This window comes from Legionella septentrionalis (assembly GCF_003989745.1).
Lineage (GTDB): Bacteria > Pseudomonadota > Gammaproteobacteria > Legionellales > Legionellaceae > Legionella_A > Legionella_A septentrionalis.
In genome coordinates this window covers 1-15,729 of sequence record NZ_RZGS01000022.1, presented here as the reverse complement: position 1 = coordinate 15,729, position 15,729 = coordinate 1, and the positions used below count along the sequence as shown (strand labels likewise).

Below are 15,729 nucleotides of genomic sequence, written 5' to 3'. Positions count from 1 at the left end.
GCATGAAATCTTTTCAGCTGTTATTCAATTCAATATTTGTGTGCAATTAATGGCCAGACAATACTTGCAAAGCTTGGCGGATCATTTGCTCGCAACTCATTTTTCCATCATTTACTTTATTTACAGCTTTTGTTGCTTCCTGTTCCTTATACCCTAAAGCTTCCAAGGCTTTGATGGCTTCTCCTTGCTCAAGCCGGATGCCGGGGCTTTGTTCTAATTTAACCGAGGTAGGAAATAAATGCGGCAAGTTATCCTTCATTTCTATCAATAAACGCTCTGCCGTTTTTTTGCCTATCCCGGGCAAACGGGTTAAGCATAATGCATCTTGCTGGCGGATGCATTGGATGAATTCAGCAGGTGAAATGCTGGAGAGGATGTTAATCGCCAATTTTGGGCCTATGCCATTTACCTTGATCAAGGCTCGAAATAAGGCGCGCTCCTCTTTATCCAAAAAACCATACAGTAATAATGCATCCTCACGCACTATGGTATGAATATGCAAGCCTATCGTTCCCTGATGTGTTTCCAGCTGCAAAGCAGTCTGCAGGGAAGTTTCAACATCGTAACCCACCCCATTTACATCAACCACCAACTTACCCGGTTGATGTTTGTCAATAATACGGCCGCTTAACCATCCTATCATCGTCTTCGCCTCCCACGGGCTGTTACTATATTCATATTTAATAATCCATGGCGCATGTGGCTATGGCAAATTGCAATCGCCAGTGCATCTGCCGCATCACTTTGCGGCGGACGGTTTAATTTCAGTAAATTAACCACCATATGCTTAACTTGCTCTTTTTGTGCGGCGCCATACCCAACAAGAGATTGTTTAACTGCACGGGCCGAATATTCATTTACCTTAATGCGGTGGGAAGCGCAAGCCACCATAGCGACACCGCGTGCATGCCCTAATTTTAAGGCAGCATCGGCGTTTTGATGTAAGAATACTTGCTCAATTGCCACTTCATCAGGGTTGAAATTTTCCATGAGGTGGCAAATGCCATTAAAAATGCTCAATAGCTTTTCACTGAGTTCTCCTTGGGGAGTACGGATGCAGCCACTGTCCAGATAGTGAAGCTGCTTGCCCTGTTCTTTAATGATTCCATATCCCGTGACCCGCGAGCCTGGATCAATCCCCAAAATAATGGTCATGACGCAATGGTTTCAAGGTACTCAGCATTACTATGGACTGTTTGCACATCATCCAGATCTTCGAGCATATCAATCAGTTTTTCCAAGCTCTCAGCAGTTTCCTTGTCCACAGCAACAGAAGTTTGCGCCCGCATGGTAATTTCTGAATGTTCTATTTCAAAATTTCTAGCCTGCAGCTCGGACAGTAAAGCATGATAAGTTTCCGGGGTAGTGATGATTTCAATTTGCCCTTCTTCGTGAATCACATCTTCAGCACCCGCTTCAATTGCAATTTCCATTGCCTCTTCCTCACGCGGGGTGGGTGCTAAAAGAATTTCGCCTTGTTTCGTGAATAAATAAGATACGGAACCATCCGTCCCCAAATTACCACCATGTTTGCTAAATGCATGGCGAACTTCGGAAACTGTGCGATTTTTATTGTCAGACAAACAGTCGACCAGGATGGCAACACCACCAGGCCCGTATCCTTCATAACGCATTTCCATCATATTGTCGCCTTCCAAGCCACCAACACCGCGCTTGATGGCATTGTCAATGGTATCGCGTTTCATATTGGCTTTCAGTGCCTTGGTGATAACATCGCGAAGGCGGGCATTGGCTGCTTCATCACCTCCTCCCATCCGTGCTGCTACGGTAATTTCCCGTATTAATTTCGTAAAAATCTTACCGCGCTTGGCATCTTGCAGCCCTTTGCGGAAACGAATGTTTGCCCATTTACTATGACCCGCCATTTGCACCCCTCTAAAGCAAAATTAAATTGGTATGGATTATACAATGCCCGGGATGCAAAAAAAAATCTGCCGGCAATATATGCAATGCTTTATCTTAAAGTTCAATCTGATTTATGATTTCAAGCTATGCTCTAAGCATTTACCCAGGGAGAATATTGTGTATTTAGAAGGATTTGGGAATTATCACAGCAGTGAAGCCATACGCGGTGCACTGCCAAAACGTCAAAATTCACCGCAGCAATGCAATTTGGGGTTGTATGCTGAACAATTAAGTGGCAGCGCATTTACCAGACCCCGCCACACCAATTTATACAGTTGGCTGTATCGGATTCTGCCATCTGTAGTACAACACGAATATCGACCGTACGGACAACCCCTGCAAGATAAATTTGTTGCATTGCTTCCACCTAATCCCCTGCGCTGGTCGCCGTTACCTACACCCGCCACTGCACAAGATTTTGTAGATGGTTTATTCCATCTGGCAGGAAATCATTTATTGAATGCTTATCTATACCAGTGTAATCAATCCATGAACAGGCGTTATGTCAGCGACAGCGATGGGGAATTATTAATCGTGCCCTACATGGGGGATATTACCCTGCATACGGAATTTGGCACACTTAAACTTACCCCTGGCATGATTGCTGTAGTACCGAGAGGAGTAAAATTTAAAGTTTCCCTTAAAAGCGAGTTAGCATGTGGTTATGTGTGTGAAAATGGGGCAAAACCGCTGTCATTGCCCCAGCTTGGAGTAATTGGTGCTAACGGACTTGCTCATCCACGTCATTTTCTTTATCCGCACGCAGCTTTTGAGGATTCCAATGAAGAAGTGGAATTAATTTGCAAATACCAGCAACATTGGTGGGTAGCGACTTGCCCGCATTCGCCTTTAAATGTTGTAGCTTGGCATGGTAATTATGCTCCCTACTGTTATGATTTATCCTTATTTAATACGATTAATACGGTCAGTTTTGATCATCCAGACCCATCTATCTTCACTGTACTGACTTCTGAAAGCGATACGCCGGGAGTAGCCAATTTAGATTTCGTTATATTTCCTGAGCGCTGGATGGTCGCAGAAAATACCTTCCGCCCCCCTTATTATCATCGCAACGTCATGAGCGAGCTCATGGGGCTTATTATGGGTGAATACGATGCCAAACAAGAAGGCTTTGCAATAGGCGGGGTCAGTATTCACAACTGCATGACAGCGCACGGGCCAGATGCGGCCAGTTACCAAAAAGCAAGTACGCAAGAATTAACTCCGGAATACTATGCCAATACCTTGGCATTCATGTTTGAATCCTGTTTATCTTGGCAGGTTACGGAAAAAGCCATGGCAAGCAGCATCAGACAAAAAGATTACATGGCATGCTGGCAAGGGATTACGCAAAATTTTAACGGGAATTAATTGGGAGGGTGTAGAACATCCTCCCAATTAATCTAAAATAAATCTTCTTGAGTCAGTCCGACTTGCTCTAAAAGACCGCGCAAGGTTTTCAGAGCTTCCACTTGAATTTGTCGCACCCGCTCTCGCGTCAAATTAATTTCCTTGCCAACCTCTTCCAGGGTGGCTTTCTCAAAACCGCGCAAACCAAAACGCCTGGCAATCACTTGTTGCTGATTTTCAGTCAATTCATCCAACAGCGACTCAATGTGAGCACGTAAATTTTCATTGGTAAGTAATTCCGCCGGATTCACGCTATTTTCATCCGGAATAGTATCCAATAAGGATTTATTTTCTTCATGACCAATTGGCGTATCAACTGAAGTCACCTTGTCGTTTAAACCTAAAAGTTTTTCAACGTCTTCCAAAGGCTTATCCACCATTTCGGCTATTTCTTCAGGCGATGGTTCGTGATCCAGCTTTTGCGTTAATTGCCGCGCCGCTCGTAGATAAACATTCAATTCTTTTACCACATGAATGGGTAACCGGATGGTGCGGGTTTGATTCATGATTGCTCTTTCGATGGTTTGCCGAATCCACCAAGTTGCATAAGTTGAAAAACGAAAACCGCGATCAGGATCAAATTTTTCCACTGCTTTCATCAATCCCAAATTACCTTCTTCAATCAAATCCAGCAAGGGAAGCCCGCGGTTTAAATAACGACGCGCTATTTTAACTACCAACCGTAAATTGGATTCAATCATCTTCTTGCGTGCAGCTACATCACCTTTCAACGCCAGCCTGGAATAATGCACTTCTTCTTCGGCACTTAGTAAAGGGGAAAATCCGATCTCGCTTAAGTAAATTTGCGTGGCATCCATAGCTTTGGCTACATTTTTGCCGCGCTGATAACTTGGGAAAGCCAGCTCATCGCTAAAATCCGGTTCGCTATCGTCTTCATCCTCAAGCAGGCTATCCTCTTCTTCTAAAAGCAAACTTTCTTCATCAGGAAGTAAAGTATCCTCATCAGGACTTAGCGCTTCTTCTTGTGGCACTACTTTTTTTTCTGAAGGCTCATCATTTGGGCACATTGTCTCACCTATCTAGTTAACCAGCGGCTTTTTTGATTTTAACTTCTAAAGGTTTATAGTATAGCTTTTTCAAAGACCTGCAACATTAAATTCGATTGTTTCTTAATTAAATTTCGATAAATCTTACTTATACGCTTTCGGCTGAAAATTAATTTTCTTAACCTAAAGTTTTGCAATTGAAGACGTTCGGACATGGATTCATTTCAGCAATGACAGCAGTAACAGGAACTTGTTGCAATGGCAGAATTAATTTACCCACACTGCAAGTTTCAGTAAGAATACTCAATGCATAGCCAATGATTGCCGGGGCTGCTACTTCACTTAGCCGCTTTAATAGGGTCTAGAAGCCAATTTTACACTACAGGGCAGAATTTCTTCATTTCTCAGGGTAAGTACTTCAAATCCCGATGCGGTAACGAGAACGGTATGCTCCCATTGTGCGGATAATTTCCTATCCTTGGTTATAACCGTCCAACCGTCTTTTTTTTGTTTTACTTTATAAGTTCCTTGATTAATCATTGGTTCAACAGTGAATACCATCCCTTCTTTTAGGGTAATGCCGGTTGCAGGTTTGCCAAAATGGGGTATTGGGGGCTCTTCATGCATTGCACGGCCAATTCCATGGCCGCAATAATCACGAACTACACTAAAACCGTTTTTTTCTGCATAATGCTGGATGGCATAACCAATGTCTCCTGTTGTAGAACCTGGTTTAACGTGACAGATGCCTTCCCACATTGCTTCGTAACTGACAGCCATTATTTTCTTGGCAATTGGTAAAATTTTTCCGATTGAATACATTTTACTGCTGTCTGCTATAAAACCATCTTTTTCCAAAGTAATATCCATGTTGACAATATCGCCCTCCCTTAATTTTTTGCCTTTCGATGGTACGCCATGGCAAACAACTTCGTTAATTGAGGAGTTTAAGACATATTGATATCCATATTGCCCTTTGCTAGCAGGCCTTGCTCTTAACGTGTGCACGATATAGTCTTCAACAAAGTCATTGATTTCTAAAGTTGAAATTCCTATTTTGATAAAATCATCCAGTGCAGCAAAAACTTTTGCAAGAAGTCTCCCAGCATTGCGCATCAATACAATTTCATCTTGAGACTTGATGTGGATCTTATTCATTGACAAGTCTCACCGAGGCTACGTTTTGCAGGCGCATTTCACGCTTAAGAATGTCCTCATAGGTTAATGTAGGGTTCTGTTCAGCTAACCGGCCAATTTTTAACCAAAATTCAGCCTGAGAGTTTATAGAACGCTCCATCACCGTACTCGTTTTTCTCACTTCTTCGTGAAGCTCATCTGAAATTTTTACAATACCCACCATTATCTCCATTATACAAAATACTACATTATATAGCATATCATATATTGTTCAATTGCGAATTTTTGCCACTCGCGCCATATCGATCGTTTGGATAATAGGTAGAAATTACTTCAATGCGCTTTTTGCGGAGAGTATTGACGGCATACACTTTATTTATTAATTCAGTCAACCAGTTCTAACAGACGGTTTATTGCTATGAGATAACGCTAGCAAACCAGCATCTACTGATCAGGGTAGTTTGAAAAAGTTTTTCACTCACCCCAAAAGATCACACGCATAAATATCGCAACGATCTAAAGCGTCACCGAGTAAAGAGCAATTTTATTTACATCTATGACTTAATGTATTGCTAAAGTATTAATATTGGCATTAAACACTTGAATTTAAAAATGGCAGCTTTGCGGTGAAGCCCCCAGCAAGGTTGGGGAAGATTAGGTAAAATGAAGTATTGAAAGAAGTCCCCATCCCACGATTTAACCGTGGAATGGAAAGGCGTCACCGCTTATTTTTTCAAATATTGCAATGGGTTAACTGGCTGTCCAGCTTTGCGGATTTCGAAATGCAAGCCCCAGAAGCGGTTGTCTATTAATCCCATTTCTGCAATCACTTGCCCTGCCTTTACTTGTTGCCCTTCACGTACCAAATTACGCCAGTTGTTGCCGTAGGCAGTGAGGAATTGGTTGTTGTGTTTGATGATAATCAAATTACCGTATCCAGCGAGCCCACTACCAGCATAGGCGACTACCCCGCTTGCAGCAGCATGAATTTTTTCTCCTTTCTTGCCAGCAATATCTATCCCTTTTTTACCTTGCTGTGGAACAAATCCAGTCATTATTTTTCCATAAACAGGCCATTGCCACTGACTGTTAGAAGCGACATTTTGATGCGTAGCAGCAGGTTCCTGTTTTTTTATCACCGCTTTTGGCTGAGGCATTGGCAAATATTTTATCGGCGCACTTCTTGCTGGCAGCGGCCTTCTTGCCACTGGGGGAGGCGCAGGAATAAAGCGTTGCGTTTCCTGGAGCGGTCTTATGGGTTGGTTTATCGATGGTTGTACACGCAGCACTTGACCTACACGCAGAGTATAAGGACTGGATAAATTATTGATGGCAGCCAGCTGCCGGTAGTCTTGATCATAGCGAAAAGCGATGGCATAAAGCGTCTCGCCGCGAACAACCACATGCCTTAGAGGATGGCTGCTATTTCTGTTCCTGGCAGTTTCCCAATTTAACTCTACAACGGGCGCCAATCCAACTCTCTGCTCACATGCGGAAAGGAAAAGCGGGAGGAATAAAAAAATGATTCCCTTTCTTACTGTGCACATCTCAATATATCCATTTCATAAAAAAATAAACGATAACAAAGATTACAAGCAGCGACCAGCCGATTACATCAACATAATGCCGCAAACGCGCTTCGATACGGTTACCGGTAAAAAATAAAATTGCGGATACCAAGAAAAAACGCATCCCCCGCCCGATTACAGAGCCTATTACAAATGGCAAAAAAGCTAATTGCATAGCCCCGGCTGCAATAGTAAATACTTTATAGGGGAAAGGGGTGAAGGCTCCTAAAATTACTACCCATATCCCATAACTTTTAAGCCATTGGCTCACATGTTGAAAATTGGCGAGCGTCGATGCACTCAGGTGCGGCTGGATCAATTCCATGCCAAACACCCCAATCAAATAACCTAAAATACCACCTAAAACGGAAAACAGCGTTGCAATAAAAGCGAAACGCCATGAACGATGGGGGGCCGCCAATCCCATGCTAATCAGCATGACATCGGGGGGTATTGGGAAAAATGAGGATTCAGCAAAGGATATGCCTGCCAGGTAATAGGGCGCATGGCGGTGTCCCGACCAAAAAATGGTTTTATCATATAAGTAGGAAAAAAGTTTCAAGATTCCCATGTTACCCCATCCATCCAAGTTGATACTTGACTAAAAATTTTGTAATTGGTCATATCCAAATGCAAAGGAGTAATGGAAACATACCCATTGCTAACCGCATAAAAATCAGTTCCTGGACCTGCTTCTGCTTCTAAACCGGGCGGACCTATCCAATAAATTGGCCGTCCACGCGGATCATACTCCTTTACGGTAGGCTCAGCACCATGACGCGTTCCCAGCCGGGTAACTTGCATGCCTTTAATTTGGTCTATAGGTAAATCCGGTACATTGATGTTAAAGATAGTTTGCGAGGGCAAGCGATGATGGTGCAGCTTTAAGATTAATTGTCGAATGATGATCGCTGCACTATCATAGTGTTGAATGTTGTCACCCACCATAGAAACAGCAATTGCCGGAAACCCCAAATGGCGCCCTTCCATGGCAGCAGCCACCGTTCCCGAATATAAAATATCATCTCCCAGATTAGCGCCTTCATTAATTCCGGAAACTACCATTTCTGCTACCGGGTCAAAAAAACCGGTTAAAGCCAGATGCACGCAGTCGGTAGGTGTTCCCTCGACGCTGTAGTAGCCATTATCCAATTCTTTTACCCGCAAAGGCCGCGATAAGGTAAGGGAGTTGCTCGCCCCGCTGCGATTTCTGTCCGGAGCCATAACTTTTAATTCAGCTATAGTCGATAATTCATGGGCTAACGCGCGCAAACCCGGGGCATATACTCCGTCATCGTTACTGACTAATATTCGCATTTCAGCCCTCTGGCGACTCTAACCATTTAACCACAGCCAAACGTTCTTTCAGTTGATACTTATTACTTTCAAGTTCCTTTTGCAATTGGGGCTGATTTTTATTTTGTTGCAAAGCCATTTCCTGTTCGGCTATGGTTTCTTGCAAACTTAAAATTTGTTTCCCATACCCTTGCGGATCACTTCTTAATTGCAAAGCCAGATTGTTCGTGCGCAAGGCGATTTTTTGTAAATGCTTGCAACTTAATTGACCGGAAGCTTGTTCAGGACATTTTTTAATTGCTTCCTGGAGTGCTTTTGGATGCATGGTATAATAGTGTTCATCTCGTGCTGCACAAGCAGCCATCCAAAATGACATCATCATGAGAATAATCCATCTAGCCATTGTCTAACTTCACCTATCATCACATTTGCAGGAAGGCTATGTTAACATTCAGAGGCTTATAAGGCTATGCAGTAGACAGGTGATTACATATTGGCTATGGTAACTGCAATTTTTACAATGGTAAGAATAAAACATGTTAGATTTTAAAACCTTGCGCAATGAAGAAACTGGAGAATGGTATATTGAAACATCCATTTGTGGAAAACATTTGCTTACCACTCCGCAATTAAACAAGGGAACAGCTTTTACACAAGAAGAGCGCCGTGCCTTTGGCTTGCTTGGAAAATTACCCAACCAGGTGGAAACTCTGGATGAGCAAGTAAAGCGCGCTTACCTGCAATTTTCCAGTTATACATCGCGATTACAGCAAAATATTTATCTCAATAATTTACATGATAAAAACCATATTCTTTTCTATAAGCTATTAAGCCGCCATACGGGCGAAATGCTTCCGGTTATTTATACGCCCATCGTGGGCACAGCCGTTAAATACTTCAGTCGTGAATACCGTCAGCCCCGCGGTTTGTACATTACCCATTCTGATCAGAACCAAATTGATGAGATTATTAATAATCGCTCCAATCCTGAAATTGATCTCATCGTAGTGACGGATGGGGAAGGTGTATTAGGAATTGGCGATCAAGGCATTGGCGGCATGGATATACCAGTCGCAAAATTAATGGTGTATAGCTTATGCGGAGGAATAGATCCCAATCGTACCTTACCGGTTTTTTTGGATGTAGGGACGAATAATCAGGAATTATTGGCCGATCCCATGTACCTGGGCTGTCGTCACCCACGCATTAGTTCAGAAAAATACGATGCTTTTGTCCGCGCGTTTGTGGAAAGTATCCATAAACAGTTTCCAAATGCTTTCCTTCACTGGGAAGACTTAGGGCGAGGCAATGCAAGGCGTATCCTTGATCAATTTCAAGACGAATTATGTACGTTTAATGATGATATTCAGGGCACAGGCGCGGTAACTTTGGCTGCCTTGCTTGCTGCGTGTGATATCACGGGAATCAGTTTGAATAATCACCGCATTGTGGTATTTGGCGCAGGATCTGCCGGCACAGGAATCAGCGATCAAATCATCGATGCATTGATGCGCGGCGGGTTAAGTGCTGAGGAAGCTCATCAACGTTTCTGGCTCGTTGACCGCCAAGGCTTGCTGATTGAGGGAGATATCGATCTCACTGAAGCACAAAAACCTTATGCCAGAAGACAAGAAGAAATCTTAAGCTGGCCGATTAATGATAAAAAATATGCATCGCTTACGGACACTATCCGTCAAGTGAAGCCCACAATATTGATTGGCTGCTCCGCGCAGCCGGGTGCATTTTCTCAAGATATTATCGAATTAATGGCACAACATTGTGAGCGGCCAATTATATTTCCCCTGTCCAATCCGGACGAAAAATGCGAGGCCCATCCCAGCAATGTATTACACTGGAGTAAAGGTACCGCCTTGATTGCGACGGGTACGGCATTTCCAGCCATCGAATATCAAAATCGTCTCTTGCATATTGCTCAGTGCAATAATGCTTTGGTTTTCCCTGGAATAGGATTAGGCATACTTTCAGTCCGTGCTTCGCGCCTTACTAAAGAAATGATTTTAGCGGCAGCGCTGGCGTTGAGTGAACTGTCACCAAGCAAGAAAGACAGCTTCCTACCTTTACTGCCTTCTTTGGATGATGCACAAACGGTGGCAAAACACATAGCCGTTGCAGTAGCACGTACAGCCATAGAATCAGGCGTAGCCCAGTGCAACCAAGATAAAAATTTGGATAAATTAATCCAGGATAGCTTCTGGGAGCCCCGCTACTTACCCTTCAGGCGAATAATACAGCCCGAAGACTAGGTTTCGTTTTGGCAGGAAAGTTGTAATTAACTTTTAAAATTAATTACAACTTTTTTCAGGATAGCGGACTTTGGCTCCCAAGGACGGGCATATTTAAAAAGCATATGGGTTTTTTCAGGATAGGATTTGCCTGCTTTTAATTTAAAAACATACACCATTTCGCCTCCAGCCCCAATCAGTTGAGTCTTCGGGGAAACGTATTGACTGCTGGTTAATTGAAAGAAATTCTTATTGTATTTCTTTATTGTCCACTGATAGCCAGTAGTAGGGTTAGCCGGCAGTTTTACCACAAATTCCCGGCTGCTGGCGCTTAAGTTAAGTGTCAATGTCTCCGCTCCTATAGCATACAAGGCTAGTGAACAGATCCACAAAAGACTACCAATGACTGTGCGCATCTTTTATATCCCGTATAACCAGACAATCATTATAACTTATGTAGTGTCGATTAAAAATCGTCATCGCCCGCCTCACATTTTGGGAGTACGCCGCACGGTGGGCTCTTTTTTTATCGTTTTGTCAATTGGAGGCGTCAGGCTATCTTCTGACAGCACTTCCACATCATCGTGCAAATTATTTTCCGGGTGGCATACCGCACAGGAATGACAGAAAAAATACCGATGCCCGCATAATACCATGCCCACCAAAAACATGGCTGCGATACCAAAACTGTTAAAGGTGATGATAGTGAGAATGGTTGCAATAAAGATTAGAACCAAGCCTAACAACTCGTGACGGTGAGACCACCAGCATCCATATGGATTATTTGTATCGTTCATAACTCCTCCCTGATTATTTTCCATAAATTACATGTATATATTAGACCATGCCTCTTAAATAAGGCAAAAATGTGGGTATGCAACATTCATTTATCTAACCTTTTTCACGAAGTTATGCAATTTGCATAATCCTTGCTAAGCTTTTTATAAAAACAACAATAATTCAGATGGATAAGACCATGATTAAAAAAATATATTCCAGCGTTCTCTTGGTTTTATTTTTGAATTTCTTAAGTTTTTCTTCTTTGGCACAGGAGCAGGTGCGTGAAATTGCCATAACAATTGACGACTTGCCTTTTGTCGGAACCACTCACAACAAACCAGGCAACTTGCAGCGCGAGCATGACCGCTTCATAAAAATAATGCAAAGCTTGATTGATCATCAAGTCCCTGCAACTGGTTTCGTGATTGCCGGCAGTATTGAACAAAACCAGTGGGCATTATTACAACAGTTCCAGGAAGCCGGGTTCACCATCGGCAACCATACTTACTCTCATGCCAACTTAAATCGCAGTGATGCTGAAAAATACATGCAGGATATTGCCAAAGCCGATGAGATTTTAACCCCTTTATTTTCCCAAGAGAAATTTTTCCGTTACCCTTATTTGGCTGAAGGCAGGGGTGATACAAAACAAAAAGTTCACGATTTTTTAAGTTCCAATCAATACAAAGTTGCGCCCGTGACTATTGATAGTAAAGATTTTCAATTTAATGAGCAATTAATGTCAATCCATTGGCGCAGCCGTGAAAAAAATCTGGAACCGATTAAGCGTCGTTATCTTAGTTATATTTGGAATCAAACGCTACGCGCTGAAAAAAAAGCCAATGGCAAACCGGTTAAACAAATACTATTGATCCATGCCAATCTGTTAAATAGCTTTTGCATGAGCGACATCATTCAAATGTATAAGGATAACGGTTATAAATTCATCACCTTAAGCGAAGCGCTTACCCCCTCCCCATCTGAGTTTAAATCCACAATTCCTTCCATCTCGGCAGCAAATAAACAGCCAATACAAAAAGAAGAGATTGCTCAAAAAGCACCCCTCAAACCATAACTTAAAAGTTGGGAGTTGCTCGTGCTGTTGTCTTGCTTCATAATCGAGCAATTCCATTTTTAAATGAGGTATGCTGATGTCCAGGCAAATATTTTGTATTAAGTTAGGTAGAGAAGCAGAAGGAATGACAGCCACGCCTTTCCCCGGTCCTTTAGGGGAAAAAATCTATAATCAAATTTCCAAACAAGCTTGGAAAATGTGGCTTGATCACCAAACTATGCTGATTAATGAGTACCGTTTAAGCCTCCTTGATCCCAAAGCCCGTGAATTCCTGCGTGAAGAGATGCAAAAATATTTTTTCGGCGAAGGCTCAGAAAAACCTGCCGGGTATTCTCCTGATGGTTTGGAAGGTAAAAAGTAAAAAAATATAAAAAAAATAAAAACTCCGCTTGACTCAAAAGCATTCTCGGAGTTTAATAGCAACCTCTTGGGGCCAGATAGCTCAGTCGGTAGAGCAGAGGACTGAAAATCCTCGTGTCGGCAGTTCGATTCTGCCTCTGGCCACCATGAAATCAATGAGTTACGTTAAAAAATACAAATTTTAGCAATTCCCGGATAGACGCAGTGTAGGCAAACTTATATCTATTTACTCTCCAAAAAACCGGGTTTCCCCCAAATGAACACATCATTACCCATAAGTATAAAAAGCAGTTATTTTTTATAATAATTCGTATACTGCAATGCCCAATAAGTCAGGATGATAATCATGAGCTGGGCAGCAGAGGAAATGCAAACAATTGATTTAGGCGATAAAAGACGTAATGCTCGGTTACTTTCTTTATTTGATAAGTTAGGCAATGCCCCCAATCTAAGTATACCTGCGGCATGTGGAGGCTGGCATGAAACCAAAGCAGCCTATCGGTTCTTTGATCATGAACAAGTCAACACAGAAAATATTTTAGCGCCCCATATAACCTCTACGCTTTCTCGAATGAGACACCATTCTGTTGTTCTTTTATTGCAAGATACAACCACCCTTAACTTTACAGGCCAAAAAGAACGGAAAGATATTGGCCCGATTAATCACGAAAAGCACCCAGGTTTACTTCTACATCCTATTTTAGCCGTTACACCAGAAAAACTATGCTTGGGTGTTTTAGATACTTATCATTGGGCAAGAGAAAAAATACACCATCGAACCGCTCGAGAAAAAAGTCGAGATAACCATAAAATCCCTTTGGAAGAAAAAGAAAGTTATCGATGGATAAAAGCTTATCGAAAAGCAAATGAAGTTGCCTTGCAAGTTCCTGACACAATGGTAATAACCGTTGCGGATAGAGAAGCCGATATTTATGATTTATATCACGAAGCACAACATGCTTATCTTTCACAAGAAAGTAACGCAGCCTATTGGCTCATTCGTTCTTCGTCTAACCGTAAACTCTTGAATAGCGAGGGAAGACCGGATACTGAAAAGCTAATAGAAAAAACCAAAGATACTTCCCCTCTTTGTCAAATTACTTTTGAAGTATCCGCTAAAGAAAAACAAGTTAGGAGACAAGTTACACAAAATTTATATGCAGCTGAACTAACGCTTTGCCCGCCGGATAGAAAACGAAAAATCTCTACAAGATATGGAGACAAAACAGTAACTGTAACAGTTGTTCTTGCCACAGAAATTAACGCCCCAGAAGGACAGGAACCTCTTGAATGGGTCTTATTAACCCATGTTAAGGTACATGATGCTGAAAGCGCTCACAGTATATTGAAATGGTATTTGTGTCGCTGGCAGATAAAAGTGTACTTTCGTATTTTAAAAAGCGGCTGTCGAATTGAGAAATTACAACTTACTGAGAAACAGCGCTTTGATCCATGCCTGGCGCTCTATATGATCATTGCTTGGCGGATTCTTTATTTAACCGTAAGCCGCGAATGTCCTGAGGCCAATTGTGAGCTTGTTTTTTCCACTGAAGATATGTAGCGAGAAAACATGGTATACCACCTTCCCAACTATTTTTTTGGCGTAAACAAATGGAAAATGGAGCATTAAAAGGACTTAAAGCGGAAGAAGACGTCGCGCCTCAAAGTGAGGTAAACGAATTAAAACATCAAATTAAGCAACTAGAACGTATCTTAGGTAAAAAGACCGTCGAGAATGAGATTCTACGTGAGGCTATCAAGCTTGCCCGCGAAAAAAAACTGATCTCGCGGCAACCCTTGCTCGGAGTGGAAGATATGGAATAAGAGCAATAGCAAACGCTCTTAAGGTATCACGTTCCCATTTAACGACAAGGATAAGAACCATGATAAATAAGTGCCCACGTGCTTTTAGAGCTACTCAAGAAGAGGATAGTTTTTTATTGCCTTATATTAAGAAAATAGTGAATGAGCGAGCTAGTTACGGCTATCGCCGTGTTACCACTTTGCTAAACCGCCGCCTGCAGCTTGAAAATAAGCCTAAGGTGAACCATAAGCGTATTTATCGCATTATGAAACAGCATTCTCTATTGCTTCCAGCCTATGGTAAAAAGCCAACCCGATTGCATGATGGAAAAATCATAACTCTTCGTAGCAATACAAGATGGTGCTCTGATGGTTTTAGCGTGCAATGTGCGAATGGTGATAGAGTATTTATTGCCTTTGCTATGGATACTTGTGACCACGAAATTCTTAGTTATGTCGCCTCAACCATTGGGACAGACGGAGCTGCGATTCACGACTTAATGTTGGAAAGTGTTGGATATCGTTTTGGCAAAATAAGCCGGCTTCCTTCGACCATTCAATGGTTAAGTGATAACGGCCCTTGCTATGTTTCCCGAGAAACAGTTACCTTTGCCAGAGAGCTTGGGTTTGTGTCTGCACAACTCCATCTTATAGCCCAGAAAGTAATGGAATGGCCGAAGCATTTGTTAAAACCTTCAAACGTGATTATATCGCTTTCTACGATCCACTTAACGCGCAATCACTAATGAGTAATCTGCATAGCTGGTTTGAAGATTATAATAATAATGCCCCTCACAAGGGATTGAAAAATGATGGCCCCTAGGGAATATCTAAGGGTTATTATGGGTAACTAGGTGGCTCGGTTTAGCGGGGGCAACTCCAACACGTGTCCCAATTTAAATTTTTTGTATTGGGACACCTAAACCTAATGTTTATACGATTGTCCCACCTGTCCCTAATTTCCCACCTAATTTTAATGGTTTAAATAAATTTAAATCTTATACTAGGGCGTGTTTTTAAAGTTTCAGCCACAGCAAAATACCTATTACAATTAATGCACCTAAAAACATGGCGGCAGTTTTATCATACCGCGTAGCAATTCTTCTGAAACCTTTTATTCTGTT

General features: G+C 42.2%; 19 protein-coding genes, 1 tRNA gene and 2 pseudogenes. 9 read left to right on the top strand and 13 right to left on the bottom strand.

Annotation, left to right across the window (positions count from 1 at the left end; genetic code table 11):
* Positions 1-46: 46 nt before the first annotated feature.
* From ruvA to ELY11_RS08110, 3 genes are read right to left on the bottom strand one after another with little or no spacing between them, the layout of a single operon-like run.
* A complete protein-coding gene (gene ruvA, locus ELY11_RS08120) occupies positions 47-643 on the bottom strand; it encodes a Holliday junction branch migration protein RuvA (protein ID WP_127033018.1) in 597 nt (198 codons plus the stop codon).
* On the bottom strand, positions 640-1,155 hold the full coding sequence (ruvC, locus tag ELY11_RS08115) for a crossover junction endodeoxyribonuclease RuvC (protein ID WP_126954793.1): 516 nt from the start codon (positions 1,153-1,155) through the stop codon (positions 640-642). Before ruvC ends, ruvA begins: the two co-directional genes overlap by 4 nt.
* Positions 1,152-1,886 (bottom strand): YebC/PmpR family DNA-binding transcriptional regulator, encoded by a 735-nt coding sequence (locus ELY11_RS08110; RefSeq protein WP_126954794.1) that lies wholly within the window; start codon positions 1,884-1,886, stop codon positions 1,152-1,154. The genes ruvC and ELY11_RS08110 overlap by 4 nt, the downstream gene beginning before the upstream one ends.
* A gap of 157 nt (positions 1,887-2,043) precedes the next feature.
* On the opposite strand from ELY11_RS08110, the gene hmgA reads away from it, so the two are divergent.
* Complete coding sequence (gene hmgA, locus ELY11_RS08105) at positions 2,044-3,297, top strand: homogentisate 1,2-dioxygenase (protein WP_127033016.1); 1,254 nt, start codon at positions 2,044-2,046, stop codon at positions 3,295-3,297.
* 32 nt (positions 3,298-3,329) lie between these two features.
* Here hmgA and rpoS read toward each other — a convergent pair whose 3' ends face one another.
* From rpoS to ELY11_RS08070, 7 genes are all read right to left on the bottom strand, one after another.
* Complete coding sequence (gene rpoS, locus ELY11_RS08100; protein WP_126954796.1) at positions 3,330-4,364, bottom strand: RNA polymerase sigma factor RpoS; 1,035 nt, start codon at positions 4,362-4,364, stop codon at positions 3,330-3,332.
* Positions 4,365-4,694: 330 nt separating this feature from the next.
* Positions 4,695-5,501 carry a type I methionyl aminopeptidase gene (gene map / locus ELY11_RS08095; RefSeq protein WP_126954797.1) on the bottom strand — a complete coding sequence of 269 codons (807 nt, stop codon included), beginning with the start codon at positions 5,499-5,501 and terminating at the stop codon, positions 4,695-4,697.
* Positions 5,494-5,703, bottom strand: coding sequence for a ParD-like family protein (locus ELY11_RS08090; protein ID WP_407656443.1), 210 nt, complete (start codon positions 5,701-5,703; stop codon positions 5,494-5,496). The genes map and ELY11_RS08090 overlap by 8 nt, the downstream gene beginning before the upstream one ends.
* A 502-nt stretch (positions 5,704-6,205) precedes the next feature.
* Positions 6,206-7,027 carry a peptidoglycan DD-metalloendopeptidase family protein gene (locus ELY11_RS08085; protein WP_126954798.1) on the bottom strand — a complete coding sequence of 274 codons (822 nt, stop codon included), beginning with the start codon at positions 7,025-7,027 and terminating at the stop codon, positions 6,206-6,208.
* Position 7,028: 1 nt separating this feature from the next.
* Positions 7,029-7,619: a YqaA family protein gene (locus tag ELY11_RS08080; RefSeq protein WP_199737832.1), complete on the bottom strand. Its 591-nt coding sequence runs from the start codon at positions 7,617-7,619 to the stop codon at positions 7,029-7,031.
* A complete protein-coding gene (surE, locus tag ELY11_RS08075; RefSeq protein WP_126954799.1) occupies positions 7,607-8,365 on the bottom strand; it encodes a 5'/3'-nucleotidase SurE in 759 nt (252 codons plus the stop codon). Before surE ends, ELY11_RS08080 begins: the two co-directional genes overlap by 13 nt.
* 1 nt (position 8,366) lies before the next feature.
* A complete protein-coding gene (locus tag ELY11_RS08070; protein WP_127033014.1) occupies positions 8,367-8,747 on the bottom strand; it encodes a hypothetical protein in 381 nt (126 codons plus the stop codon).
* Positions 8,748-8,880: 133 nt separating this feature from the next.
* Between ELY11_RS08070 and ELY11_RS08065 the strand changes: the two genes are divergently transcribed.
* Positions 8,881-10,608: an NAD-dependent malic enzyme gene (locus ELY11_RS08065; RefSeq protein ID WP_127033012.1), complete on the top strand. Its 1,728-nt coding sequence runs from the start codon at positions 8,881-8,883 to the stop codon at positions 10,606-10,608.
* A 26-nt stretch (positions 10,609-10,634) separates the two neighbouring features.
* On the opposite strand, the gene ELY11_RS08060 is transcribed toward ELY11_RS08065, so the two are convergent.
* Together ELY11_RS08060 and ELY11_RS08055 are read right to left on the bottom strand one after the other, a co-directional pair.
* Positions 10,635-11,003 carry a protease inhibitor I42 family protein gene (locus ELY11_RS08060; protein ID WP_126954802.1) on the bottom strand — a complete coding sequence of 123 codons (369 nt, stop codon included), beginning with the start codon at positions 11,001-11,003 and terminating at the stop codon, positions 10,635-10,637.
* 72 nt (positions 11,004-11,075) lie between these two features.
* The gene (locus tag ELY11_RS08055; RefSeq protein WP_127033010.1) at positions 11,076-11,384 is read right to left on the bottom strand and encodes a hypothetical protein; all 309 of its coding nucleotides are present in this window, start codon (positions 11,382-11,384) and stop codon (positions 11,076-11,078) included.
* 179 nt (positions 11,385-11,563) lie between these two features.
* Here ELY11_RS08055 and ELY11_RS08050 point away from each other — a divergent pair, with 179 nt between their 5' ends.
* The 7 genes and pseudogenes from ELY11_RS08050 (at position 11,564) to ELY11_RS12800 (ending at position 15,428) form a co-directional block, all read left to right on the top strand.
* Positions 11,564-12,442, top strand: a complete 879-nt coding sequence (locus ELY11_RS08050; RefSeq protein ID WP_126954804.1) for a polysaccharide deacetylase family protein — start codon at positions 11,564-11,566, stop codon at positions 12,440-12,442.
* 76 nt (positions 12,443-12,518) lie between these two features.
* Complete coding sequence (locus ELY11_RS08045) at positions 12,519-12,803, top strand: oxidative damage protection protein (RefSeq protein ID WP_126954805.1); 285 nt, start codon at positions 12,519-12,521, stop codon at positions 12,801-12,803.
* A gap of 70 nt (positions 12,804-12,873) precedes the next feature.
* Positions 12,874-12,949, top strand: a tRNA-Phe gene (locus ELY11_RS08040).
* A 199-nt stretch (positions 12,950-13,148) separates the two neighbouring features.
* Positions 13,149-14,363: an IS4 family transposase gene (locus ELY11_RS08035; protein WP_158615184.1), complete on the top strand. Its 1,215-nt coding sequence runs from the start codon at positions 13,149-13,151 to the stop codon at positions 14,361-14,363.
* A 50-nt stretch (positions 14,364-14,413) separates the two neighbouring features.
* Positions 14,414-14,626 (top strand): helix-turn-helix domain-containing protein, encoded by a 213-nt coding sequence (locus tag ELY11_RS08030; RefSeq protein ID WP_233579741.1) that lies wholly within the window; start codon positions 14,414-14,416, stop codon positions 14,624-14,626.
* Positions 14,627-14,685: 59 nt separating this feature from the next.
* A pseudogene (locus ELY11_RS08025) lies at positions 14,686-15,222 on the top strand (IS3 family transposase); the annotation flags it as partial.
* Positions 15,223-15,275: 53 nt separating this feature from the next.
* Entirely contained in the window at positions 15,276-15,428 is a 153-nt protein-coding gene (locus tag ELY11_RS12800) for an integrase core domain-containing protein (RefSeq protein WP_127033002.1), read from the top strand.
* 193 nt (positions 15,429-15,621) lie between these two features.
* On the opposite strand, the pseudogene ELY11_RS12610 reads toward ELY11_RS12800, so the two are convergent.
* Positions 15,622-15,729: pseudogene (locus tag ELY11_RS12610) on the bottom strand (IS5/IS1182 family transposase); the annotation flags it as partial.

Coding starts and splice junctions, on each gene's coding strand:
- ruvA (WP_127033018.1), bottom strand. CDS start 643: ATGATAGGATGGTTAAGCGGCCGTATTATTGACAAACATCAACCGGGT.
- ruvC (WP_126954793.1), bottom strand. CDS start 1,155: ATGACCATTATTTTGGGGATTGATCCAGGCTCGCGGGTCACGGGATAT.
- ELY11_RS08110 (WP_126954794.1), bottom strand. CDS start 1,886: ATGGCGGGTCATAGTAAATGGGCAAACATTCGTTTCCGCAAAGGGCTG.
- rpoS (WP_126954796.1), bottom strand. CDS start 4,364: ATGTGCCCAAATGATGAGCCTTCAGAAAAAAAAGTAGTGCCACAAGAA.
- map (WP_126954797.1), bottom strand. CDS start 5,501: ATGAATAAGATCCACATCAAGTCTCAAGATGAAATTGTATTGATGCGC.
- ELY11_RS08090 (WP_407656443.1), bottom strand. CDS start 5,703: ATGGTGGGTATTGTAAAAATTTCAGATGAGCTTCACGAAGAAGTGAGA.
- ELY11_RS08085 (WP_126954798.1), bottom strand. CDS start 7,027: ATGTGCACAGTAAGAAAGGGAATCATTTTTTTATTCCTCCCGCTTTTC.
- ELY11_RS08080 (WP_199737832.1), bottom strand. CDS start 7,619: ATGGGAATCTTGAAACTTTTTTCCTACTTATATGATAAAACCATTTTT.
- surE (WP_126954799.1), bottom strand. CDS start 8,365: ATGCGAATATTAGTCAGTAACGATGACGGAGTATATGCCCCGGGTTTG.
- ELY11_RS08070 (WP_127033014.1), bottom strand. CDS start 8,747: ATGGCTAGATGGATTATTCTCATGATGATGTCATTTTGGATGGCTGCT.
- ELY11_RS08065 (WP_127033012.1), top strand. CDS start 8,881: ATGTTAGATTTTAAAACCTTGCGCAATGAAGAAACTGGAGAATGGTAT.
- ELY11_RS08060 (WP_126954802.1), bottom strand. CDS start 11,003: ATGCGCACAGTCATTGGTAGTCTTTTGTGGATCTGTTCACTAGCCTTG.
- ELY11_RS08055 (WP_127033010.1), bottom strand. CDS start 11,384: ATGAACGATACAAATAATCCATATGGATGCTGGTGGTCTCACCGTCAC.
- ELY11_RS08050 (WP_126954804.1), top strand. CDS start 11,564: ATGATTAAAAAAATATATTCCAGCGTTCTCTTGGTTTTATTTTTGAAT.
- ELY11_RS08045 (WP_126954805.1), top strand. CDS start 12,519: ATGTCCAGGCAAATATTTTGTATTAAGTTAGGTAGAGAAGCAGAAGGA.
- ELY11_RS08035 (WP_158615184.1), top strand. CDS start 13,149: ATGAGCTGGGCAGCAGAGGAAATGCAAACAATTGATTTAGGCGATAAA.
- ELY11_RS08030 (WP_233579741.1), top strand. CDS start 14,414: ATGGAAAATGGAGCATTAAAAGGACTTAAAGCGGAAGAAGACGTCGCG.
- ELY11_RS12800 (WP_127033002.1), top strand. CDS start 15,276: ATGGCCGAAGCATTTGTTAAAACCTTCAAACGTGATTATATCGCTTTC.